The sequence below is a fragment of the Roseateles noduli genome, assembly GCF_050626985.1.
In the GTDB taxonomy this organism is placed as follows: domain Bacteria; phylum Pseudomonadota; class Gammaproteobacteria; order Burkholderiales; family Burkholderiaceae_C; genus Roseateles; species Roseateles noduli_A.
In genome coordinates this window covers 1,015,714-1,037,540 of the sequence record NZ_CP192463.1, presented here as the reverse complement: position 1 = coordinate 1,037,540, position 21,827 = coordinate 1,015,714, and the positions used below count along the sequence as shown (strand labels likewise).

At 61.3% G+C, this 21,827-nt stretch carries 20 protein-coding genes; 6 read left to right on the top strand and 14 right to left on the bottom strand.

Annotated elements, in window-relative coordinates; all coding sequences use genetic code 11:
• Positions 1 to 355 precede the first annotated feature (355 nt).
• The 6 genes from ACQ4L4_RS04565 to ACQ4L4_RS04540 all read right to left on the bottom strand — a co-directional run bounded on the left by ACQ4L4_RS04565 (position 356) and on the right by ACQ4L4_RS04540 (position 7,125).
• Positions 356 to 1,906 carry a methyl-accepting chemotaxis protein gene (locus ACQ4L4_RS04565; RefSeq protein WP_431103043.1) on the bottom strand — a complete coding sequence of 517 codons (1,551 nt, stop codon included), beginning with the start codon at positions 1,904 to 1,906 and terminating at the stop codon, positions 356 to 358.
• Positions 1,907 to 2,207: 301 nt separating this feature from the next.
• Entirely contained in the window at positions 2,208 to 3,032 is an 825-nt protein-coding gene (locus ACQ4L4_RS04560) for an isochorismatase family cysteine hydrolase (protein WP_431103042.1), read from the bottom strand.
• Positions 3,033 to 3,274: 242 nt separating this feature from the next.
• Positions 3,275 to 4,264, bottom strand: a complete 990-nt coding sequence (locus ACQ4L4_RS04555) for a porin (RefSeq protein WP_431103041.1) — start codon at positions 4,262 to 4,264, stop codon at positions 3,275 to 3,277.
• Positions 4,265 to 4,402: 138 nt separating this feature from the next.
• Positions 4,403 to 5,026 (bottom strand): cysteine hydrolase family protein, encoded by a 624-nt coding sequence (locus tag ACQ4L4_RS04550; RefSeq protein ID WP_431103040.1) that lies wholly within the window; start codon positions 5,024 to 5,026, stop codon positions 4,403 to 4,405.
• 331 nt (positions 5,027 to 5,357) lie between these two features.
• On the bottom strand, positions 5,358 to 6,041 hold the full coding sequence (locus tag ACQ4L4_RS04545; RefSeq protein WP_431103039.1) for a type 1 glutamine amidotransferase domain-containing protein: 684 nt from the start codon (positions 6,039 to 6,041) through the stop codon (positions 5,358 to 5,360).
• Positions 6,042 to 6,141: 100 nt separating this feature from the next.
• Positions 6,142 to 7,125: an NADPH:quinone reductase gene (locus ACQ4L4_RS04540; RefSeq protein WP_431103037.1), complete on the bottom strand. Its 984-nt coding sequence runs from the start codon at positions 7,123 to 7,125 to the stop codon at positions 6,142 to 6,144.
• 190 nt (positions 7,126 to 7,315) lie between these two features.
• On the opposite strand from ACQ4L4_RS04540, the gene ACQ4L4_RS04535 reads away from it, so the two are divergent.
• Positions 7,316 to 10,582: a hypothetical protein gene (locus tag ACQ4L4_RS04535; RefSeq protein WP_431103036.1), complete on the top strand. Its 3,267-nt coding sequence runs from the start codon at positions 7,316 to 7,318 to the stop codon at positions 10,580 to 10,582.
• Positions 10,579 to 10,836 carry a hypothetical protein gene (locus tag ACQ4L4_RS04530; RefSeq protein ID WP_431103034.1) on the top strand — a complete coding sequence of 86 codons (258 nt, stop codon included), beginning with the start codon at positions 10,579 to 10,581 and terminating at the stop codon, positions 10,834 to 10,836. The genes ACQ4L4_RS04535 and ACQ4L4_RS04530 overlap by 4 nt, the downstream gene beginning before the upstream one ends.
• A gap of 261 nt (positions 10,837 to 11,097) precedes the next feature.
• On the opposite strand, the gene ACQ4L4_RS04525 is transcribed toward ACQ4L4_RS04530, so the two are convergent.
• Positions 11,098 to 11,274, bottom strand: coding sequence for a hypothetical protein (locus ACQ4L4_RS04525; protein ID WP_431103033.1), 177 nt, complete (start codon positions 11,272 to 11,274; stop codon positions 11,098 to 11,100).
• Here ACQ4L4_RS04525 and ACQ4L4_RS04520 point away from each other — a divergent pair.
• Positions 11,264 to 12,061 (top strand): MFS transporter, encoded by a 798-nt coding sequence (locus tag ACQ4L4_RS04520; protein WP_431103032.1) that lies wholly within the window; start codon positions 11,264 to 11,266, stop codon positions 12,059 to 12,061. The two genes, ACQ4L4_RS04525 and ACQ4L4_RS04520, sit on opposite strands and share 11 nt — an antisense overlap.
• Here ACQ4L4_RS04520 and ACQ4L4_RS04515 read toward each other — a convergent pair.
• Positions 12,042 to 13,331, bottom strand: coding sequence for an IS256 family transposase (locus tag ACQ4L4_RS04515; protein ID WP_431100636.1), 1,290 nt, complete (start codon positions 13,329 to 13,331; stop codon positions 12,042 to 12,044). The two genes, ACQ4L4_RS04520 and ACQ4L4_RS04515, sit on opposite strands and share 20 nt — an antisense overlap.
• 71 nt (positions 13,332 to 13,402) lie before the next feature.
• Here ACQ4L4_RS04515 and ACQ4L4_RS04510 point away from each other — a divergent pair, with 71 nt between their 5' ends.
• A complete protein-coding gene (locus tag ACQ4L4_RS04510) occupies positions 13,403 to 13,951 on the top strand; it encodes an MFS transporter (protein WP_431103031.1) in 549 nt (182 codons plus the stop codon).
• Positions 13,952 to 14,004: 53 nt separating this feature from the next.
• Here ACQ4L4_RS04510 and ACQ4L4_RS04505 read toward each other — a convergent pair whose 3' ends face one another.
• The 6 genes from ACQ4L4_RS04505 to ACQ4L4_RS04480 all read right to left on the bottom strand — a co-directional run bounded on the left by ACQ4L4_RS04505 (position 14,005) and on the right by ACQ4L4_RS04480 (position 19,801).
• Positions 14,005 to 15,915, bottom strand: coding sequence for a putative bifunctional diguanylate cyclase/phosphodiesterase (locus ACQ4L4_RS04505; RefSeq protein WP_431103030.1), 1,911 nt, complete (start codon positions 15,913 to 15,915; stop codon positions 14,005 to 14,007).
• A 132-nt stretch (positions 15,916 to 16,047) separates the two neighbouring features.
• Positions 16,048 to 16,743 carry a hypothetical protein gene (locus ACQ4L4_RS04500; RefSeq protein WP_431103029.1) on the bottom strand — a complete coding sequence of 232 codons (696 nt, stop codon included), beginning with the start codon at positions 16,741 to 16,743 and terminating at the stop codon, positions 16,048 to 16,050.
• A complete protein-coding gene (locus ACQ4L4_RS04495) occupies positions 16,743 to 17,351 on the bottom strand; it encodes a response regulator transcription factor (protein ID WP_431103028.1) in 609 nt (202 codons plus the stop codon). Before ACQ4L4_RS04495 ends, ACQ4L4_RS04500 begins: the two co-directional genes overlap by 1 nt.
• Positions 17,352 to 17,585: 234 nt before the next feature.
• Positions 17,586 to 17,885: a helix-turn-helix domain-containing protein gene (locus ACQ4L4_RS04490; protein ID WP_431104872.1), complete on the bottom strand. Its 300-nt coding sequence runs from the start codon at positions 17,883 to 17,885 to the stop codon at positions 17,586 to 17,588.
• Positions 17,886 to 18,167: 282 nt separating this feature from the next.
• Positions 18,168 to 19,139: an IS5 family transposase gene (locus ACQ4L4_RS04485; RefSeq protein WP_431100633.1), complete on the bottom strand. Its 972-nt coding sequence runs from the start codon at positions 19,137 to 19,139 to the stop codon at positions 18,168 to 18,170.
• The gene (locus ACQ4L4_RS04480; RefSeq protein WP_431103027.1) at positions 19,136 to 19,801 is read right to left on the bottom strand and encodes a cupin domain-containing protein; all 666 of its coding nucleotides are present in this window, start codon (positions 19,799 to 19,801) and stop codon (positions 19,136 to 19,138) included. The genes ACQ4L4_RS04485 and ACQ4L4_RS04480 overlap by 4 nt, the downstream gene beginning before the upstream one ends.
• Before the next feature lie 54 nt (positions 19,802 to 19,855).
• Here ACQ4L4_RS04480 and ACQ4L4_RS04475 point away from each other — a divergent pair, with 54 nt between their 5' ends.
• Both ACQ4L4_RS04475 and ACQ4L4_RS04470 read left to right on the top strand, forming a co-directional pair.
• Positions 19,856 to 20,644, top strand: coding sequence for an alpha/beta fold hydrolase (locus tag ACQ4L4_RS04475; protein WP_431103025.1), 789 nt, complete (start codon positions 19,856 to 19,858; stop codon positions 20,642 to 20,644).
• Between the two features lie 150 nt (positions 20,645 to 20,794).
• Positions 20,795 to 21,784: a quinone oxidoreductase family protein gene (locus ACQ4L4_RS04470; protein WP_431103023.1), complete on the top strand. Its 990-nt coding sequence runs from the start codon at positions 20,795 to 20,797 to the stop codon at positions 21,782 to 21,784.
• Positions 21,785 to 21,827 lie beyond the last annotated feature (43 nt).

Below are 21,827 nucleotides of genomic sequence, written 5' to 3'. Positions count from 1 at the left end.
AAGCTGGGGCAGCAGCTGGCGGACAGGTTGCCTCGGAGCGCGACGCTGGTGACAAGGGGCGCTCTTCGCTGCGATCCATATCCGGTTCCTTTTGACTGTCGCTCAACTAATCTACCCGCCAAGCAGCTGCAGGCACCGTCAGGCGGCGTTGCATCTGGACTCGGCGGCGCCCTCGCTCGTTCAATTTCGGCGCCGACGTATCGACTTCAAATTATGAAGCCACATACATTGTAAAGACAGGTGGTCGCCACACTGGCGCCGGGGGCATCAGGGAAGTTCGCAAGTTTCTACCCCTCCTTACGACCGAACGCACCGATGCAGCGCAAGCTGGCACCGAGCTTCCGGGGCGGCGGCGTCAGCGAAGGCGGAACACAGAGATTGCGCCGGCGAGCTGAATCGACTGGTCCCTCAAACTCTCGGCAGCGGCCGCTGACTGCTCGACCAGCGCAGCGTTCTGCTGGGTCATCTGATCCAACTGTCCCACGGCGGCGTTCACCTGCGTGATGCCGTCACTCTGTTCTCGCGCCGACGTGCTAATTTCACCGATGATGCCCGCAACGCGTTGAACGCTCTCCACGATGCCCGACATGGCAACGCCGGCATCTCCCACAAGCTGCGATCCAGCCTCTACACGCTCAACACTGGCGCCGATGAGAGCCTTGATTTCTCGCGCAGCGGCTGCACTGCGCTGGGCCAAGGAACGCACCTCGCTCGCCACCACCGCAAAGCCTCGTCCCTGGTCGCCTGCCCTCGCCGCCTCGACCGCGGCGTTGAGCGCAAGGATGTTGGTCTGGAAGGCGATGCCATCGATCGTGCCGATAATCTCAGCGATGCGGCGAGAGCTTTCGCTGATCTGCCCCATGGTCGCGACCACGTGCTGCATCACCTGGCTGCCATTTCGGGCCGAGTCGGCCGCAGACCCGGAGAGCAGCTTGGCTGTCTTCGCGGCCTCCGCGGTCTGGTGTACCGTGCCCGTGAGCTGCATCATGGACGCTGCCACCTCTTGCAGGTTCGACGCGGTCTGCTCGGTTCGCGCGCTCAAGTCCTGGTTGCCGACGGCAATTTCGGAGCTCGCAGTTCCAATGCTTTCCGCGGATCCACGGACCTGGCCGACCAGGCTAAGCAGCTGCTGTTGCATGTCCTTGAGGGACTCCAGCAACATCCCGGTTTCATCGCTTCCGCCCGTCGGTACAGAACCGCTCAGGTCGTACCGTGCGATCGCATCAGCCACGGCGGCCGCGCCTCGCAGCGGACGCGTGATGGACCGGGCCAGAAGATAGGCAAACCAGCTTCCAAGAGCCAAAGCGATGAGCGAGAAGCCCAAGAGCGCATTGCGAGCGCGCTGGTTGGCTCGATCCAGAGTTACGCCTGCGACGTCCAGGCGCTCGCGCTTTTGTTTGACGATGGCTTGGATGGCGTCCTGAAACCTTCCCGCCGCAGGGACGAACTGCTGGTCGAACATGGAGCGAGCTCGCTCAGCCTCCCCCGCCTTCTTCACCGCGCTGATGGCATCTCTTGTCTCAAGGTACTCCTTTCGCGCAGCCGTGAGCCGGTCGAACAGCTTGCGCTCCTCCGGCGAGACCATGTATCCGTCGAGGCGCTTCTGGAAGTCGCTTGCCTGTTTGGTCGACTCCGCTGCGGCAGCAGAGAAAAACTCCGCCAGTGACACGTCAGTCGTGAAGGCGATCGCGCTCGTTCGGTTGACACCGTTCGTGATGTTGCGATACCAGTCAGACGCTGCCCGTTCCGCAGCAAGGTTTTGACTGAACATCGCGTCAGTCTCCTGAGCAACTTCGGACAAGGCCAAGAGTCCGATGCCCGACCCGATGAATGAGATCAGCAGAACCAGGCCCAAGACCAAGCCTAGGCGTTTGCCGATCGAGCGAGCGGGGATGCGTTTATTCATGATTTTCAGGGACTATGGTTGCACTGTGTCTGGTGTTCGCTTCGGTCTTGTCGAAGGAAGAGTTCCGGGTCTTCCCACCCTCGCCAGGGGAGCCATCCAGCTCGAAATGCTATCCACGCGACTTCAATAAATGCAGTATGCAAAGGTATTAACGGCCGCGTCCGCTCTGGCCGGCGAGGGTGACTTTGCGCCTTGGGGGCAACCAAATCCCATCCGCGTTGCATGCGAGCAGCAACGGAAAGGCCGCAGACCTCCCGACAAAGTCGAGTGATCTGCGGCCTTGAGCACGACAGCGCTGGCGTCAACCTTCCTTCACATGCCGGAGGAAGGAGTCAATCGTCGTGACCTGATGGCCGAACGTCGGATAGGACAGCGTGATGGCCGCGCGATGAGCATCCTCGGTGAACTCAGCCACACCGTCGGCCAGGAAGGTGACGTGATACCCCTCTTCCAGCGCATGGCGACCGGCGCCTTCCACACAAGTGTGCGAGGTCAACCCGGCAAAGACGACCTTCTCGATGTGCGCCTTCTTCAGCTCCTGCTGCAGATTGGTGTTGAAGAAGCCATCGAAGGTGCGATGACGCGTGGAGATGATGTCGCCCTTCTTCGGAGCGAACGGCGGATAGAAGTCCGAGCCCCAGCTTTCCTTCCAGAAGACCTTGTTCTCCATGCCCCATTTCCAGCGCGGATGAACGTACTTGACGTCGTCGAAAACGTGCTCGTCCAGCTCGTGAGGGACATAGAAGAGCTTCATCTTCTTAGCCCGAGCGCCTGCGATCAGCCGCGCCAAGTTCGTTTTCAAGCGCGTACGTTCGAGCATGGTGCCGATCCGGGGCGCCAGCTTGCCTTTCTCGTCCAGGAAATCGTTCAGCAGGTCGACCAGAAGCAGCGCCGTGTTGCTGGTCATGTACGGCTCGGTAATCTCAGGCGAATCCGGCATGGCAGCTGCCCACGCTGCCAGATCACCCTTGTCACCTTGAGTCTGCGCCCATGACGGAACGGCGACGGACGCTGCTGCTGCGGCAGCCGTGGCAGCTCCAAGCGTGAGCAGACGGCGGCGATCCAGCTGCGTGGAGGCGATGTCTGCGCCGAGGTTCGGCGCATTCTTGAAGATTGAGGATTTCACGATGTTCAGTTTCCTTGGGTTCTTTTCACCTGCGTCCAGGTCACGTGTACGCTCACGCGCTCAACAAATCCCGTCCGCCTACATTCCGCCTAAGGCGATACCCGATGAGGATGGGCACCGTAGACTCTACGATTTGCACTTCTATTTTTGAAGCCATCCACAGGGATAGGTCGCGCGCATTGCAGGTCGATCAACGCAGAAATATTTTTCCGGCCTCGATTTTTGGCCGGCACTTCAGCTGCTCAGAAGAAGTGCCGTATACCGGCTTCAGCACCGCGGTTCGTGAAGGCGCCTTGGGGGGACAACGGGGCGTTCGGCATAGCGTAGCTAGCCGCCCCTTCGTTTCGCAGTCGGCTGAAGTTGAGGTACAGGGCAGTGTTCTTGGACGCCACATACGTCAGATTGACGAACAGTTGGCGCGCATCGTTCGCTCCAGTCCCAGCACCGTATGCGTTCAAAACCTGATAGGAGCCATGAAACTCCACACGGCCGATCGGGACGACCACGCCAACGAGCAAGTCGATAGCTCGCCTTGGACCATAGGCGTACTTGTTCGTGAAGCCCTCGATGAGCACTCCATCGAACTTGTAGGAAGCCGCCAGATTCGTTGTGCGGTAGATGCCACCCGGCAGTGGTCCAGCGATGGTCTCGCTGGTCGCGGCTGCGAGCCTCAAGCGCTCGCGGTAGTAGGTCAGCCGCGCTCCGCGATAGCGTTGGCCGTCCAGGCCTTCTGACGGAGAAACCATCAACTGGCCCGACAAGCCCTCCAGGTTGGGCGTCGTGTAGCTGACCGTGTTGTTTGCACGGACGTTCGTGACCGCATTGCTGCCGAGGTAGGACCAGAGGATGGTCGAACTGCCCGATCCATTGGTGTTGGCGGGGTCGAAATCAGCCATGTTCGAGAACACGCCGGTGTAGTCCCGTCCAAGACGAATCTCCCCTGCGGGGGTAGCCAGGCTCAGCGTACTGCGGCGATTCCAGAAGGCGTTAGCGGTCCCGTTGCTGCCGCCTTGGGTTCCCACATCCGGATCCAGGCCACCTTCTATCCAGAAAGCGGTGGAATAACCGTCCCCCAAGTCCTCGCTGCCCCGTAGTCCGAGCCGGCTGGGATTGATGCCACTGGCACGGGAAACCGCCTTCGTTCGCCCGTTCGTGCTTGCCACTCCTACGCCCACATCGACGGTTCCGAAGATGACAACGCTCGATTGCGCGTACACAGGCATCACGGCCATCGCGCCCAGAATCGGAACAACTAGGTTTCGCAAACCATCCGGCTTGAAGCCGCCCCAACTTCCTATCAACGAGTGCCACCTGAGCTCACTTGCGCGAGCTCGACACGGCACCAGCCGCGAACCGCCGATGTCTACCGATCAGGCCGCCTCGACGGCGCTCAGGAAGGTGTCGATGGTGAGCACCTGATGACCGAACGTCGGATACGAAATCTCGACCGCGGCCTTGTGCGCTTCAGGGGTGAACTCCGCGACAGCGTCGGTCAGGAAGGTAAGGTGGTAGCCCAACTCGGTGGCGGATCGGGCGCTGCTCTCGATGCACGTGTGGGAGGTCAAGCCAGCCATCACCAAGCGCTCGATGCCGCGGCTGCGGAGCTGCTCATCAAGGTCGGTGCGGAAGAAGGCGTCAAACGTCCGGTGACGGGTCGCAATCAGGTCTTCATCATGTGGCCGGAACGGTTCGTAGAAGTCCGAACCCTTCTCGCCCAGCCAGAAAATCTTGTGCTGCATCGCACCTTGCATGCGCACGGGGATCTCGGCGACGTCGTCGAAGGAGTGCTCGTGCAGCCCATGCGGAGCGAACACAATCTGCAGGCCTTTCTCGCGAGCTCCCGCGATGAGGCGAGTCATGTTGGCAACGAAGTTGCGCTCTTCCAATTGCTCCTTGATGCGACCGTTGACCTTGCCGTCTTCGGCCAGAAAATCGTTCAAGAGGTCAACCAGCACGAGCGCGGTATTGCCCGTGGAGTAGGTGATGCGTTCCATTTTCTATCCTTCGAAAGTCCGCGTCGGGACGGGTACAACAGCTCAATGCCTGTTGAAATGTTTGAGGAGTTCGCAGCACGCGGGTCCGCCATGGCTGGTGGCAGCGGTCTGATCAGCCGAGTTCTTGGACAAGACGCGCGTCCTCGTTCCGGGACGGGCCACCGGCGTCCTGGACAGGGCCGCCTCAGCGCATGGGATGCCATCGCCACGCTCATGGCCCTTCATCTCGGAGGTGAGGCGCTGGCGGCCGCGCCCATGTCGTTCAATGCGGCCGCAAGGCCGTTGGATGCGCCGCCCATAGCTTGCGCGAAGCCCTGGGCGGCTCGGCCACTCAAGAGCCCATCACCGGATTGCCGTCCAGCAAGTGGTTGAACGCAATGCCGTACTCCGACGCGGACTGCTGGTTCTGACCCGTGATGAGCTGCCCGTCGACAACGACGCGAACGCCCCAAGGTGTGGTGTGGACGAACTGGATTCCTGCAGCCTCCATCACGGGCTGAGGGAAGTTCGGGATGAAGTCCTTGCCGTAGAGATCCTCCACCTGGGCATCCTCGACGCGCGAGAACCCCGTCGCCACTCGTCCCTTGACCCGATCCGGATTGTTGGCAAGAGCGATCGCTCCGTGGCAGATCGCGCCGATGACCTTGCCGCGCGTCCAGAAGTGCTCGAGGAGCTTCGCCACGTCGTCGTTCGGGTAAAGGTCCACCGCGGCACCACCACCGCCGACGACATGGACGGCATCAAACTCTGCCGCGTCAACGTCCTTGATGGCCAATGTCGTGTCCAGCAACTGAAGCAGTTCTGGAACGGCCAGGAAGCCGCGCGAGACCAGGTCGCCCTTCTCCCAACTGTTTTCGGTGAAGGGGTCGCTGGTCGGGTCGCGCTTGATCTTCCCGCCCGCAGGGCTTGCCAGGACCACCTGGTGCCCTCGCTCGGTCAGATGCCAGTACGGATGGGTCAGTTCGGCCAGCCAAAAGCCCATGTCCGAGCTGCTCAACAGGAAAAGAACTTTCATCGAATTCCATCGGTTGTGGGTAAATGCGCCGAATCCTACGGCTATCACTTCAACTAATGAAGTCGACTCATACCAATGTCTGATGTCAGCTTTGTCGCCTTTACCGGGTCTTCACCAGAACACTGCCCACCGTTCGGCCCGACTCCACTGCTTCGTGCGCGGAGGCGATGTCTTCCAGGGTTGTGACGAAGCCGACCCGGTGCTTGACCAGTCCAGCATCAAGCAGTGCGCGCAGTTGGTCCTGAGCGGCCAGGCGGTCTGCATCCGCCAGCGAGTAAACAATGAAGAAGCGCAGGCTGAGGTGGCGCGTTATCAGAGGGAAGAAGTTCAACTTGATCTCTGGGCCGCTTCCATAGGCGACCAGGTCTCCCCCGGCCTTGAGAAGCAACGGTGATACCCCGGCGTTGGCCGCAAGGTCTACCTCGATCACCCGGTCGACTCCAGCGCCATCGGTTAGCTCCATCGTTCGCTGGTGCACCGGCTCCGTCTTGTAATCGATCGTAGCGTCAGCGCCTGCGGCCATTGCCATCTCAGCCTTCTCGGACCCGCTTACCGTGGCAAGCACTTGCGACGCACCAAGCTGTTTGCAGAACTGGATTGCGTACTGACCAACCGTCCCGGCGCCGCCAGTAACAACTACCGACTTGCCTCGCACGCCGCCGTATCCGATGACCGCGTGCATGGCGGTCATCGCCGGAATTCCCAGAACGGCCCCAGTGTCTAATGCGACGCTGTCTGGAAGCGCCACTGCTTGACGCGCCGGAACCACCACCGCCTCAGCAGCGGTGCCGTCATGGCGCTGCCAGGCGGCGTTCCACACCCAGACGCGCTCACCTATGCGCTCCCTCGGGACGCCCGGCCCTACCGCATCGATCTCGCCCGCACCGTCACTATGCGGAATCACCCAAGGGAACGGCATCACCGAGGACCGCAGCCCTTGCCGATTCTTCACATCAGACGGGTTGACGCCTGAAAAATGCAGCCGGACCCTAACCTCGCCGGAGGCCGGGATTGGATCCGGTCGTTCCCCGACTTTCAGCACCTCACGGGCGGCCCCAGTCGCCTCGTACCAAGCAGCTTTCATCATGCGTCTCCATGTGAGCGGACGCCGCTATCCAAGCGGCCCGATGGCTGTCCCCGAACTCACTTTGCGACGTAGGTCACGGGACACCAATTTTTCACAGTGACTATCATATTTGAAGTCTATTGTTCCACCTGTCACGGTGAGGTACACCGCAGGCATGGCGATGCCCTGATCGCCGAGACCTGATTGCATGACTGAACAACCGAACCTGAGCCACCGTGCGTTCCGCGCCCAGCTGCTGAGCAGTGGCGACCAAAATTCAAGCTTTCCCACGGAAGATTTCTTCGGGAGTTTTCCGCGGTTGACCGGCCCTCGATCCAGGACGTTCTCCGAGGCACGCGACGCCATATCCGCCTTCAGGAATTCCGCCGCCGAATACCTAGCAGATGCCGGCGTGGCCAAGTCGCCAGTGCTCCTGGAGCTGGCTCGTAGAGCCTTGGGGTTGCCGGCCGAGCTCAGCAGGCCACCTGGCACGTTGAAAGGTGCGCTCCTGAATCTCTGGTGGCTCGCGCCTGAGGCAGCGCGGCTGAAGCGAGCGAAGGCCCTTCTGTCCGACGTCAAGACGCTGGAAGGCCGCCGCTACGTCTTCGAGCACTTTCTACAGGCCACGCTGTTTGGCCAAGGGTACTACTGCGAGGCGTCTGACCTAGCACTGCGCCGGTTTGCGCCCGAAACCGCGCAAGATCTGAAGTTCCTGACGAGCCTTGGCGCTCCTAGCCTGCGTGCGGCTTATGCAGTCGGGATTCGCACTGCGCAGGAAGCATCGGAATACCTGCCGCGACATCCGAGCCCCAGACAGGGCGTACTACTGCTGCTCCTGGCTCAAGAGCAGGTCATCCGAGGGCCCAACGAACTCGCCTGGCTCTCGCAAGCGGCCGCGCCGGCCTATCACGACTTCGGTGTGTATCCTGAGGAGTTGGCTGAAGCCCGGAGGATGGTGCGCACCCTCATGCAGCTAGGGCTTGATCGAGAGGCCGTCGCAACAGTTCTCGGCTTTCCGCTTGGCCATTTCAGCCACGAGCAGCTGGCAGAGAACACCGCCCTGCTCGTCGAGGAGCTTGGGCTGGACATCAACCAGCTGTTCCAAGAGTGCTCCGACCTCATTTGGAGGGCTAGACCCGCTGCGTGGCGATTCCTTTCAGAGGTCTTGCAACTTGCCACGCCAGCGGACTTTGGACGGTTCCGCGAGCTCCTTCAAGCGTACGACTTGCCCTCCGAGGCGTTGGTCACTAGGTTGCGATCGCTGGGCGCGACTACGCTCGACCTCGCGAAGTCTGAGCCGCTCCTCGTCGCAACTGCCAGATGCAAGGTTTCGGAGACGTACATGGGACGGGCCCTGACTCTGCTCAGCTCCGCGCCCTTCTCTCTCGCACCTGAACAGCTCGCCCGATGCAACGTCTACCTCTGCCATGAAGGGGACATTGAGACTTTCCTCGGCACGCTGCAGCTTCACAACCTCACATCGGCGGAGGCGGTGCTGGCTTTCCAGGACTGCTACAAAGGTTCGACAGGACGGTCTCTCGGACTTTGGCTACCGTTCACAAAGAATCGAAGCCGGGGTGCCTCGTTGGCTGAGATTGCGTCCTGGGTTCAAGACGCGGCATGCGGTGGCTACCACGCAGACCTCACCTATCTCTGCGAAGCCGTGGACCTGCCAGACATGAGCGCCCTGCGCCAAGCGTTGAAGCTGGTGCCCTTAGGGGCGGGCATGCTCAGATATATCGTTGAGGAGCAAGGTCTTCCCTCGCTCAAGGCCATCAGGCATTGGTACTACAAGGAAGCGGCCGGTATCGTGGGCTTCCGCAGCTGGGGGCCGGTGGATGCCATCGGTCGTGTTCTCCTCGACGACGCTTGGCGGCGAAACAACTTTGCACTGGTGGACAGCAACCGACAAAGTGCTCGCGACGTCATCGACCTCGCCGTGAACCCCCAGATGGGGCGATTCCCGTTTGGCGAACCTGAGGCCGTCCGAGATGAGCATCACCGCCAGCGCGATCGCCTAGAGAAGGAGGAGTTGGCCAAGTTGCTGCCGCTCATCCCGCGAATACTCGCAAAGACCAAGGGCGTTCTTCTTCCGAGCTTGCTCGACGCCGCTCGTCAGAACCCCGACTCCCTTCAGGACCAGCTCGACGTACTGACTCCCCTCCTGCAGGATCTGCTTGAAGGCCGGGGGCCCATCGGAAACAGCTTGAAGCCTCTTGAGGCCGAGGCGATCGCGCTGGTCTACCGCACCGGGCTTCAAGATGTTCATCGCCTGTGGAGGGACGTCGCTGGGCGTCACGAACGCCTTCCTATCCACCAGCTCGGCCCGTATCCTGTGCAGTGGAGCTTTTCGCGGCTGCGAGCCCGCGCTCCCCTGGACCGCGAAGGAATCCGGGTGCTGGCCGAAGCGGCAAGGTTCGCGAGGAATTTCGAAGCCAATCGCTCGAAAGAGATGTTTCTCGCGTGTCGCCATCTCAGCCCGAAGCAACTACTCAACCCGGCCGCTGAGCGCTCTGCTCTGGCCCACCATCTGGGCTCTCTGCTGGTACTTGCACGACGGGATTCGGTGGTCTCCGAGTGGGTGAGCAACGGGCTGGAGGCCCTGGAGGCCATGGAGGAAGAGAGCCGAGATGCCTACCAGCGGGTGTCCACGCTCTTATCCCTGTTCTCAGTGGTCTTGCACGATGCCCTAGAAGCGCACGCCCGGACCTACGTCCAGTCCTTGTTGGCCGAGGATGCAGAGCTATGGGCTCTTCGCCTTGGCCCTGCGGCGCTTGCGCCGACGCTGCGTGGCCACGCTCTTTTGAACACCATGATCGCCGCTGTTCGGAAGAAGGTGATCCCGGCGTTCCAACGCTGGGCGCAACATGAAATCGCCAAATTCGAGGAGGACCGGTCCGAACGCCCTCCCCACGTGCTGAAGGCGATCGCGTCAAAGCACCCGGCAGCGTATTTCGCGAAGACCGCGGTGCACCTATGCACCGAGAACAACGTTCGGATGTGGCAAGAAGACCGCCACCTTCACCTGGTGGTCTTCGATCCCGTAGACCAGCGCATGGCCGCGATGGCACTACTCTACGTCGAGCCACTGAGCGCAATCGCCGGACACCGCCCTGGCCTGGTCATCAGAGCCCTCAACCCCACCGACGAGATGTTGGCCGAACACACTGTCGAGTCCATCGTTTCTTCTTTCATGGAGACGGCGATCCAACTCGCCCACGACAACCAACTGGCCTTCGTCGCATTTCCGAGTCCATGCGGATCTCACCTGATGTCAAACCGCGAACCGGTGGAAGCCTACGTTCGTAGTCGCTACATCAAGCGGTCCACGAGAACACACTCGTATCGGAACTCGGAACCGCCTCGCTCCAACCTGCTGAACGCGCCGACCGAAGTCGACGCGGACTTTTATGCGTACGAGCACGGCGAAGAGCGCGTACAGAGCATGTATGTGATCTGGCGCAGTAACGCTTGACCGAGATTTCCCTCCTCTACCAACCTCCTCACATGAGCAACCCAAAAACCCTGGCCCTTGGCCACATCCACGCCGAGATTGGTGAACTGTCCAGCATCCATGATGAGGCGGAACTGCGCAGGCACATCTACGCCATCCACCGTCAGATTCTCTTGCTCGTTGTCAGCACGTTGATCTCGATGGAAGAGGCTTCTGAGCTCGAGGACCATCTCGGGAAGGCGCGCAAGGCGGCGTCGCTCAGGACGACCGGATGAAATCCAACAGGTCTTCTCGCATGCCAAGGAGCCGCTCCCATGTGCCACTTTTGAGGGAAGACCTCCGCCGCCCACCCGCCTAGACTGAACCTTCCGGCGGTCCTCCCCCCGCCCTTGTGATGTCTCCTTAACCGCCGGATTTCGGGCCCAGCCGGGAGGCTGGGCCCATTTTTTCTCCAGCACCGCAAGCGGCGCGCTCAGCATGCGATGTTGCGCGCGGCACGAACAGTCCCACCATGCCGCGCATGACAGAGCGGCCGCTCAATCATTAGACTCGCCATCATTCCAACATCGCACCAGCACTTCGTGCTTGGACGTCGCAGTGATGACACGAGAAGCTGATGTAACTTCAATTTCTGCACCTTCTAGCAAAGAAGGCTCTTGGCTCACATTTTGGGTAGCCAGCGCCGCTGTCTTCATGGCTTCGATGGATGCCACGGTTCTGTATGCTGCGTTCGGGTCGTTGCGTCAAAGCTTCTCCGAGAACTCATCCGCTGATGTGTCGTGGGTGCTGAACGGCTACTCGGTAGTCTTTGCCGCCCTGCTGATCCCCAGCGGAAGATTGGCCGACTTGAAGGGCCGGCGAAGGGTGTTTCAGTGGGGAGTTGCCCTCTTCCTGATTGGCTCTCTCGCCTGCGGCGCCTCCTCTAGCTTGAGCTGGTTGATCGCTGCACGGGTTCTGCAGGCTGCCGGGGCGGCGCTCCTATCGCCCGCATCGTTTTCTCTCGTCTTGGATGCATTCCCCGGTCAACAGCGCACCAAGGCCATCGCCCTGTGGGGCGCAGTTGGAGGCCTGGCTGCTTCCCTCGGACCTGGACTCGGCTCGCTGCTGGTTGAGCATGCCGGCTGGCGCTGGGCATTCTTCATCAACGTGGTGCCTGCGGTCTGGTCACTTTGGCGGTCCCGGCAGGTGACGGAGGGTGTCACCGCAGAAGTCAACGGGCGGCTGGATCTTCCAGGTGCTGCCGTCTTGGCCCTGGCCACTGCGGCCGTAGCCTTAGGGCTTGTTCAGGTTCGCTCCGAATGGGGAGCCGCGGAGATCGGAGGCGCCCTGTGGGTGGGCGTCGGCGGCTTCGCGATGCTGGTGGCTTGGTCGAAGATTCGCAAGGACGGGATATTGGACCTGTCCTTGTTCAAGTTCCCCGCGTTCCTCTGGGGGAACATGGGAGTGTCAGAAATTCTGTGTTTGAGGCGCTTTTACGAGGCTACGAGCCGGCCCTTGTGAACCGGTCTGCGTAGAGGATGGCGAACTGGTTCATTGCCTCTCGCCAGTTCTTGGCGGCGCGCCCCCAGTCGGCCGTGATGTTGCGCAAGGCCAGCCAGAGTAGCTTGCTCGCCGCGTCGTCACTAGGGAAATGGCCACGCGACTTGATGATCTTGCGCAGCTGCGCGTTGATGCTCTCGATGGCGTTGGTCGTGTAAATCACCCGCCGCACCTCCGGCGGGAAGGCGAAGAACGGGATCACGCGGTCCCAGGCCCTGCGCCAGGCAGCGACCACGGTGGGAAATTTCTGGCCCCAGGCGCTTGCCTCGAAGGCGTCCAACTCTGCCGCAGCGGCCTCGGCGCTTGGCGCCGTGTAGACCAGCTTGATGGCCGCGGCCAGCGGCTTGCGATCCTTCCAGTTGGCGTAGTCCAGGCTGCTGCGAATCAGGTGCACGATGCAGGTCTGCAGCGTCGTGGCCGGATACACCGCGCTGAGCGCCTCCGGCATGCCCTTGAGCCCGTCCGTGACCGCGATGAGGATGTCGTTGACACCGCGCGTCTTCAGGTCGTTGAAGACCTTCATCCAGAACTTGGCACCTTCAGTGCCTTCGATCCACAGCCCCAGGATGTCGCGCGTGCCGTCTGGCAGGACACCCAGCGCCAAGTAGACGGCCTTGTTGCGCACCACCGCGTCCTCGCGGATCTTCACGCGCAGCGCGTCGAAGAACACTACCGGGTACATCGGCTCCAGCGGCCGCGCCTGCCAGGCGCCCACCTCCGCCATCACGGCGTCGGTCACGCTGCTGATCAACTCAGGGCTGACGTCCACGCCGTACTGCTCGGCCAAGAAGGCCTGCATCTCCCGTACGGTCATCCCGCGCGCGTACATGGCGATGATCTTGTCGTCGAAGCCGGTGAAGCGGCGCTCGTGCTTGGGAATCAGCAGCGGCTCGAAGCTCGAATCCCGGTCGCGAGGAACGTCGATGCGAAGCGGCCCATCCTCGGTCAACACCGTCTTGCCGGTCTTGCCGTTGCGCAGATTCTTCGTCGTCTCGGGCTTGTCGGCTCCGCTTGGATAGCCCAGGTGGAATCCCAGCTCCGCGCCCAACGCTCTCTCGATCAGGGCCTTCTTGAACGCCATCGAAGCGGCATTCACTTCCTCGCCAGTCATCGGCTGGCCCTTCACGATCTGGTCGATCAACTCATCGGGGATCTTGGGCAACGCGGCAGACTTGGCCGCAATCGCGGCGTTCCTCAGCTTGGTCTTGCTCAGAGGTTTGTCGATTGGCATAAATGCTCCGGGTTCGGGTCATGTTATGCCTCGCACACAAAATTCAGGACAGGCCCGGGAACATCGCGTCATTGGCCTACAACATCGCCTTCGCGATGATGTTCTTCGGCTTCTTCGTCTACTTGACGGATGTCTGGCACTACTCGATCTCACGCGCCGGGATCGCCGTGATGCCTGGCCCAATGTCCGTGGTCATCGTCGCGATGTTCATCGGCCCGCTGTTCCGGAAGTATGGCCGCCGCTTCTTGCTGCTATCGGGAAGCGTTCTGCTCTCCGCAACAGCCCTTTGGTTCATGGGCATCCCTGGCGATGCCCCGAACTACTTCGGAACGTGGTTACCTGGCATGTTGATCAGCGGGGTTGGCGTCGGAATCCTCATCCCGGGTCTTGCGGCAGCAACTGTGTCGGAACTCCCAGCGCAGAAGTACTCAGTCGGTAGCGCCATCAACCAGACCGTGCGTCAGATTGGTTCCGTGCTGGGCGTCGCAGTCTTCGTTGGGGCGGTGGGAATCCAGTCGCGGCTGCATGCGGACTTCGGCATCGCCTACGGGATCCAGTTCGGGTTCTCGCTGCTGACCTGCGGCCTATGCGCGTTGATTCGAGACCCTGCAACGGCGTGAGGCACGGCGCTGCAGCCCGCGCCAAACCGTCGCGTAGGCCTCGGACCGCCGTATCACGCAGCGGTCATCGTCAGGGCATTCAACCGTTGATCGAGGAAGGCCACCGCCTCGTCGGCGGGCATGGGTTTCCCGCAGAAGTAACCTTGAATCTCGTCACATCCCATGGCCTGCAGGCAAGAGCGCTGTTGGACCGTCTCTACGCCCTCCGCGATCACCTCCAGGCCAAGACTGTGACCAAGGTCGATGACGTTCTGAACGATGCAGCCTTCGTGCTGCTTCCCTTCGGTGCTCATCTCGCTGATGAAGCTTCTGTCAATCTTGAGCTTCTGAACTCGAAACTTCTTCAGGTATGCGAGGCTTGAGTATCCGGTTCCAAAGTCGTCGATGGCAAGGCTGATCCCGAGCTTTCGAAGCCCTTCGATGACCACCTCGACCCGCTCAGGGTCATCCATCGCTGCCGACTCAGTAATCTCGAGTTCAACCATCGAGGCGTCGGCGCCAGTCCGCAGCAAAGTCGCCTCGACCTCGCCCACGAATTCCAGGCGCTGGAGCTGAAGCGCTGAGACGTTCACGGCCACCTTAACCGGGTGTAGCCCTAGCGAGTTCCAGGCCTTTGACTGCCTGCACGCCTGCTCCAATACCCAAGCGCCGATGGGAACGATGAGCCCAGTCTCTTCGGCCATCGGGATGAATTGGTCAGGCGCGATGAGTTTTCCTTCGCGGCGCCACCTGAGCAGAGCCTCGAATCCGATCACCTTACCTGAGCGAAGGTTCATCTGAGGTTGGAAGTGCACCTCCAGCTCCGCCCGCTCGATCGCGCGCTGGAGGTCTGCCTCCATGTCGAGTTGGTCGAGAGTTCGAACGTGGATTGATGTGGTGTAGCCAATCTGACGAGCTCCGCCGGCGCGCTCGGCAGCCTGGAGCGCCGCGTTGGCCTTGCGCATGAACGACGACACCGCCACACCGTCGTCCCAGCTTTGAACAGAGCCGATGCTGACCGTCAAAAACACCTCGTGGCGGCCGAGACGGAACGGACTTCGCATACCGTCTGAGAGGGTAGAAATTGCGTGAGGCAGGAGACCCAGCCGCCCCGGATAGAGGACTGCGAAAACAACGCCTTCCAGACGGAAGACCTCTCCACCAGCGCTCTGTGCCGCCGTCTTCAGGCGATCCGCCACTTGAACAATGACGTGATCTGCCTGGCTGTGGCCAGCGCTGGCAAGCACACGTGCGAAGCGGTCGACACCAATCAGATGGAGCGTGAGGTCCTCGCCACGAAGTCGGGCCAACCGCGCCTCCAAGCTGCGTCGGTTCTGCAGGCCGGTAAGTGCGTCATGGCCTGCCAGCCGACCCAGCTCATCTTCTGATCGCAGGCGAGCCCACACGTGATAAATCATGAATGCCGCGGTGAGACCAGCCACCGCGTTGCCGATCGCCACCCACACGGCCACCATGTCTAGCTTCTTGTCGGCCTCCTGACTTGCACGCGCGATGGATTCGTTGATCTCGCGTTCGCGGTCGTCAACCTCTGCGCGCACGATGCGCGTCAGTCTGTTCAACTCAAGCAGGACCGCCTCTCCGTTCTGGATGGCTCCCGCGGAGTCCGCAACTTCATCCATCTGCGGCGAAAGCTTTTCGATTTCGATGCACGTCCTACGGATGGTCTCGAGCCCGTCGCGGTGCCCCCAGTTCTTCTCCAACCACCCAAGGTGAAGCTCCATGCTTCGCCAGGTGTCTCGGTTAAGCAGCAGGAAGCGCTCGTGACTGATCGATCGAGCGAAGTACTTGTTCATGGCCAGCTGGTGCAGTAGGAGCGCTGACTCGAACTCGGAAAAGTGATGTATGGCCGGCAGCTGGCTGTCAAGCAGCGATGCTGCGCTTTCTCGTACGCGCGCGTTGAGATTCGCGACCTGGCTGGCCACCCCGATGCTGATCGCAAGTAGCGCGGCCAGGAGGGCGAACACTGCTCCACGGTAGGTACGCCCCACCGGTCTATTCATCGCTGCACTCATACCTTTTCAATCTCCCCTGCAGGTACTCGCGCACCTGCAGCCTCGCGCGACCGCTGCATCGACGCTGTCGGCAAGTACCAGTTATCAATCTTCATGTCGGATTCCGTACGTGCTCACCGCCACCCTCGCAAGCGTCTGACCGAGCGTGCGCACCAGCATCAACCCAAGGGCTCCGAGCGCTAAACCCGCGAGTACCAACCGGTCTTGCAAGGTGCGAGCGCGGGTGTTCTCTCTGATCTCCGCGGCCCCAAGGCGCCGCACTTGCTTTGCACGTTCGACCAAGAGCGCTTGCATGTACGCAAGCTGCTCTCGCCTTACACCTGTTGTCAGCTCGCTTGGCTGCGTCTTGCTTGATGCGTCGGCGAGTTGTCGCGCAAATACGGCCGTCTTCTCCTTCACGCTCTCGCCCCGTTTCACGAGCGACTTGAACTCTCGGACGTCCAGGTCTGCGGGCAGGACCACGTCCTGTTGGAGCGCCTCAATAGAGGAGACTTCTAGTGCCTCGGCCGCAAGCGCTGCACTTCGACGCTGTCCGTGGCCAGCCTCCGCCGCCTCCATAAGCTCTTGCGATTTCACAAGCTTCGAGAGCGAAAAGTCCATCTTTTCGATCAGCCGATATCGCTGCGAGGTAACCTGGCCCTCCACCCCGAAGTTCCCACGCTCCACCGCATACAAGGCGGTTTGGACGAGTGTCGTGAGCAGAACAACAAGGAGCGCGGCGGCTGTAAGTGCCGCACCGCGCAGGCCGTCCAGGGCTTCGACATCGGTTGTCCAGTTCATCAGGGGCGCACCCGCGGGTTGAAGGACATCGCCTGCTCAGCCGGCAGGAAACCCAGTTGCGCCGCCAGCACGACGGCCCGCGTCCTGCTCCCCACGCCAAGCTTCGTGAAGACGGTCTTCACGTGCGTCTTTACGGTGCCCTCTGTCACGTGCAAGCGGTTGGCGATCTCCTTGTTTGATGCGCCTTGACTCATCAGGTTCATGACGTCACGCTCTCGGGCCGTCAAACCAAGATGGCGATCCCCTTCGCGCAGCAGCTTTTCTGCCTGAGGACAGGTGTAGGTCTCACCGAGGGCGGCTCGCACAACTGCAGTACGAACGTCCTGCGGTGTGCAGGCGCAGAGCAAATAACCACGGACGCCGAGCGAGATTGCTTCCTTGACGGCCTTGTAGGCCCTCGCCGAGCTGTAGACGACGATCGGACAAGGTGTCTCGCCCCGCTTCGAGGATGCGATTTCTTCGAGCGCGCGCTGGTGGCTTAGAACAAGAACGTCGGCCGCGTCCGCTGCGCCGACCAGGTGCAGGTCCTGCTCGACTCCTGCAAGGATGCAGCTTCTCAACCCCTCCTCGACGATCTTGTCGTCATGGACCACGCGCACACGGATCATGTCCCTCGCCATCTTTCTGTCTGATTCTGGAAATTTTCTCGGGCACGGAAAGCCGCGCGACTTGATGCGACCAACCTTGGCGGCGCCAATCGGCCGAGCACACCCAGCCCCGGCATCCCTTGTTCGATCAAAGGGAGCGGACATGTACCCACGCGTTTGTCTTGTTCGTGAAGCGTAACGGTCCGGATCGCGCGCCGCGACTATGCTCAAGTGTTAGTCCGTGCGCGAAGACCGTTAAAGACTTGGCGTGTCGGACGAAAGCAGCTCAGTCACTCCGTCGCGCTCGACCGTGCTGTGACTGGCGCTCCCTCGTGCATCCCGCGGGGAGCGGCCAAACTCGGACTTGAACGCTCTGCTAAACGCGGCCTCTGACTTGTAGCCAACCTGCTGCGCGACCTGCGTCACGCGAAGCCCTTTGGAGGACGCCAGCAAGTCCGCCGCGACGGAGAGCCGCCATCTAGTGATGTATCGCGCTGGAGAGATGGAGGTTGCTTCGGTGAACTTGCTAGCGAACGTCGATCGCGCCAAATTCACCTTCTCCGCGAGCTCGCCTACGGACCAATCTTTGAAGGGGTCATCATGGATTGCCTTGAGGGCGCGACCGATACGCTCTTCTCTCACACCGGCTCCCCAACCATGAAGATTGGGGCGCTCGTCTAGGGACGGTCTGCAAAACCCACCCTTCGCGCAGTCTGAGCCCAAGTGTTTGGCCCGGGCTCATGAGCTGCTCGAGCGCGGTTGGTCGTGTGGAGTTTCAGGTGGGTTTTGATGCGACTTGGACCGCCGCGGCGCCCGTCTGGCGCGTTGCAGACGCACTCATCCCTGCGCTTCCAACAACCTCCGGCGCACCATCCACAGATTGCCCAGCGCGCACAGCATCGTCAGTCGCACAGTGTTCTTGGCCACGCCCCGATAGCGCACCTTGGCATAGCCAAACTGCTGCTTGATCAGCCGGAATGGATGCTCGACCTTGGCTCGCACACTGGCCTTGAGCTGCTCGACCCGTTCCAGCAATTGGTCCGCCGGGTTTGCGCCATTGAGCGCGCGGCGTTTCCCGGGACGCATGGCGACGTGCCAACGAACCTTGCTGTCCTTGAGCTCCTCGCGCTTGGACACGCCCTGATAGCCGGCGTCGGCGAATACGTCCGTCTCCTGCCCGTGCAACAGCCCCGCCGCTTGCGTCACGTCGTTGACGTTGGCCGCCGTGCCGATGATCGTGTGCACCAGGCCGGAATCGGCGTCCACGCCGATGTGTGCCTTCATGCCGAAGTGCCATTCGTTGCCCTTCTTGACCTGATGCATCTCCGGATCTCGCTCGCCATCGTTGTTCTTGGTCGAGCTCGGCGCGGCAATGATGGTGGCATCCACCACCGTGCCGGTCTTGAGCATCAAGCCTTGCTGAGCCAGGCCGGCGTTGATGAAGGCCAACACCTGCGGCGCCAAGTTCTGCTTCTCCAGCAGGTGCCGGAAGCGCAGGATCGTCGTCTCGTCGGGCATGCGCGCGGCACCATCCAGACCGGCAAAGCGCCGATACAGCGGACGCTCATGAAGCTCTTCCTCCATGGCCGGATCGCTGAGGTTCCACCACAGCTGCAGGCAATGGATGCGCAGCATCGTCTCGATGGGGAACGGCGGACGCCCTCCCAGGGCTTGATGCGCGCCTCGCGCGTACGGCTGGATCAGCGCCACCAGCTCGGCCCACGGCACGACGCTGTTCATCTCGTCCAGGAAGATCTCCTTGCGGGTCTTCTTGGGCAGCGGGTCAAAACCAAGCGAGCTTTGATTCATGCCCACATCGTCGACGACCGACGATCAAATCGCCAGTCGGGGCGACCAGAGGTTTTGCAGACCTTCCCTAGCCACGCTCGAAGCGTGCGCAACACGAGCAGCTCCATCAGCCGAGAAATCATGAGTGCAGAGCCTGGCTTCGCCTGCGCTGCCTCTTCGAGCAGATGGGAAGAAATTGCTCTCAACCATCCCGCGGCCTCTCCCGCGCTCGCCTTGAGGTGGATGACATTTGGCAGCGCGCCCCAAACGGTGCGTAGCGGCAACCCTTCGAAGTCAAACGCACCTGAAATTAGCTGCGCTTTGCTGGTGAACGCTTGATCCCGCGATTCAGCATCGCTCCCCCTCGGTTGCGCAACCGAGGCAGCAGCGATGTCGTGGCTTGCCCCGGCAAGGACCAGTGCAACGTCACCCTCAGACAGATTCAGTCTTTGCTCTTCGAACTGGAGCACTAGTCCGCCGGATCCAGCAATGTGGAAATGCGACTGCGGTCCTGAAAAACTCGTGGCCTTCCTATCCGAAAGCATTACCCGCATAACACTTCTCCCTCGAAGGCGAACCAGTGAGAGAACGCTCGACAAAAAGTCTGCGCGAGTAGCAGGCGTCAGCCCATCGGATTCAGACGCCAAGGCAAAGAATGCATCGCTTGGAGTATGGAGCGTCATGTATTGCCAGTCCTAGGATGGTTCTCTCTTAAACATCGCGAAAGCGGATCTCTCATGAAAGCAGTCATCGCCTCTGCTGCGCTCGCCACGAGCCTTCTGTCCGGCGCCGCATTTGCGGCCGACAAGCCCACCATCGTCCTGGTCCACGGGGCATTCGAAGACGCAAGCGTCTGGACGCACACCCAGACCCAGCTGAAGTCGGACGGCTACAAGGTGGTCACGGTGAATCTGCCGGGACACCCCAGCAACCCGCTGGCCCCCGACAAGGCGTCGCTTGACGTCTACCGCGATGCCGTTCTGACGGTCATCGACGCTGAAAAGGCTCCGGTCGTCCTGGTCGGCCACAGCTTTGGCGGCATCACGATTTCGGCCGTCGGTGAAGCGCGACCGGAGAAAATCAAGTCCCTGGTTTACCTTGCCGCCTACCTGCCCACAGAAGGTCAGTCGCTCCTGTCGCTGGCGAACACGGACCGAGACAGCAAACTCGGTCCGTTTGTTCAGATCCAGAAGGAGAAGGGGATCGCATCCATCGCCTACACCGCTCGAGCTGACCTGTTTGCCAACGATGGCCCGCCGGAGCTTCGCAAGGCGATTCCGGACCTGCTGCTTGACGAGAATCTTGCCCCGCTGGCCACTCCGGTGCACGTCACGCCGGAACGTTTTGGCAAGGTCGACAAGGTCTACATCAAGACCGCGAAGGACGTTGTGGTGAGTCCGTACCTTCAAACGGAGATGATCAAAGCCACGCCTGTGCGCTTGACCCTCTCGGTGGACACCGGCCATACGCCTTTCCTGACTGCTCCGAAGGAGTTGGCCAAGGCCATCGAGGCCTCAGCAAAGTAATACCTGGAGCGGAGTTGAGCCAAGCGGATGCGCCGCGACGGCCCAGCCCCAACCCCGCTGCTCCGTAGCCGGCATGCATAGAACAAAGTTCAAGCTCGCCGGATCACTTCATTTTTTGAAGCTTTAGTCTACTTCACCAGAGCGTTCCAAATGAAAATCGTTCGATTCCACAGCATCGGTGGCCCAGAAGTCCTGACCTACGAAGATGCTCCCGACCCCAAGCCCGGCCCGGGCGAAGTGTTGATCAAGGTTGGCGCGGCCGGCGTCAACTTCGCCGATGTCATGCGCCGTCGTGGAGACCCCTACCCAGAGACCTCCCCGCTCCCGTTCACCCCCGGCGGTGAAGTCGCCGGAACGGTCGCCGAACTGGGCTCAGGCGTCACGGACCTCGAGATTGGAGCCACGGTGTACGCGACCTCGCGCGTGGGCGGATACGCGCAATACGTCGTGGTTCCGCGCGCATCGGTGCTTCCGATCCCCAATGGTCTTACCGCATCGCAAGCCGCCGGCTTGGTCATTCAAGGCCTGACGGCCCTTCTCGCGTTGCGCTACTCCGCGCGACTCGCCGTTGGTGAAACCGTCCTGGTCGAAGCGGCCGCCGGCGGCGTTGGCTCCTTCGCGGTGCAGCTCGCCAAGTTAATGGGTGCCGGAAAGGTCATCGGGCTGGCAAGCAGCAAGGTCAAGCGAGACATCGCCCTGAGCCTGGGCGCAGATGCAGTCGTTGATTACACCAAGCCAGGCTGGTCCAAGGAAGTTCTCGAGCTGACGAACGGGGAAGGCGCCCAAGTCATCTTGGAGATGACCGGCGGCAGTGTTCTGGGCGAGGCGCTGGAGTCGATGGCGTCCTTCGGCCGCATGATTGTGTACGGCCAGGCTAGCGGCTTCCCCACGAGCATTGACCCCCAGACCCTCACGACCAAGAACCACGCCGTGATCGGGTTCTACATCGCTCAGTTCTTCGCGACACCTTTCATCATCGAATCCGCGCTCAACGAGCTCGTTGACTACGTGAAGTCGGGGAAGGTGAAGCTGGACGTCGGTCTTGAACTGCCCCTGTCTCACGCCAGCGAGGCACATTCGCTGCTGGAAAACCGCATGACCAATGGAAAGGTCGTTCTTCTGCCTTGGGCCGAGGAATAAAGCGAGCCGGTGGGCCGCCGCCAGTCGGCGGCCCCCGTTCCCC

Coding starts and splice junctions, on each gene's coding strand:
- ACQ4L4_RS04565 (WP_431103043.1), bottom strand. CDS start 1,906: ATGAATAAACGCATCCCCGCTCGCTCGATCGGCAAACGCCTAGGCTTG.
- ACQ4L4_RS04555 (WP_431103041.1), bottom strand. CDS start 4,264: ATGGCCGTGATGCCTGTGTACGCGCAATCGAGCGTTGTCATCTTCGGA.
- ACQ4L4_RS04550 (WP_431103040.1), bottom strand. CDS start 5,026: ATGGAACGCATCACCTACTCCACGGGCAATACCGCGCTCGTGCTGGTT.
- ACQ4L4_RS04545 (WP_431103039.1), bottom strand. CDS start 6,041: ATGAAAGTTCTTTTCCTGTTGAGCAGCTCGGACATGGGCTTTTGGCTG.
- ACQ4L4_RS04540 (WP_431103037.1), bottom strand. CDS start 7,125: ATGAAAGCTGCTTGGTACGAGGCGACTGGGGCCGCCCGTGAGGTGCTG.
- ACQ4L4_RS04535 (WP_431103036.1), top strand. CDS start 7,316: ATGACTGAACAACCGAACCTGAGCCACCGTGCGTTCCGCGCCCAGCTG.
- ACQ4L4_RS04520 (WP_431103032.1), top strand. CDS start 11,264: ATGGATGCCACGGTTCTGTATGCTGCGTTCGGGTCGTTGCGTCAAAGC.
- ACQ4L4_RS04515 (WP_431100636.1), bottom strand. CDS start 13,331: ATGCCAATCGACAAACCTCTGAGCAAGACCAAGCTGAGGAACGCCGCG.
- ACQ4L4_RS04500 (WP_431103029.1), bottom strand. CDS start 16,743: ATGAACTGGACAACCGATGTCGAAGCCCTGGACGGCCTGCGCGGTGCG.
- ACQ4L4_RS04495 (WP_431103028.1), bottom strand. CDS start 17,351: ATGATCCGTGTGCGCGTGGTCCATGACGACAAGATCGTCGAGGAGGGG.
- ACQ4L4_RS04485 (WP_431100633.1), bottom strand. CDS start 19,139: ATGAATCAAAGCTCGCTTGGTTTTGACCCGCTGCCCAAGAAGACCCGC.
- ACQ4L4_RS04480 (WP_431103027.1), bottom strand. CDS start 19,801: ATGACGCTCCATACTCCAAGCGATGCATTCTTTGCCTTGGCGTCTGAA.
- ACQ4L4_RS04475 (WP_431103025.1), top strand. CDS start 19,856: ATGAAAGCAGTCATCGCCTCTGCTGCGCTCGCCACGAGCCTTCTGTCC.
- ACQ4L4_RS04470 (WP_431103023.1), top strand. CDS start 20,795: ATGAAAATCGTTCGATTCCACAGCATCGGTGGCCCAGAAGTCCTGACC.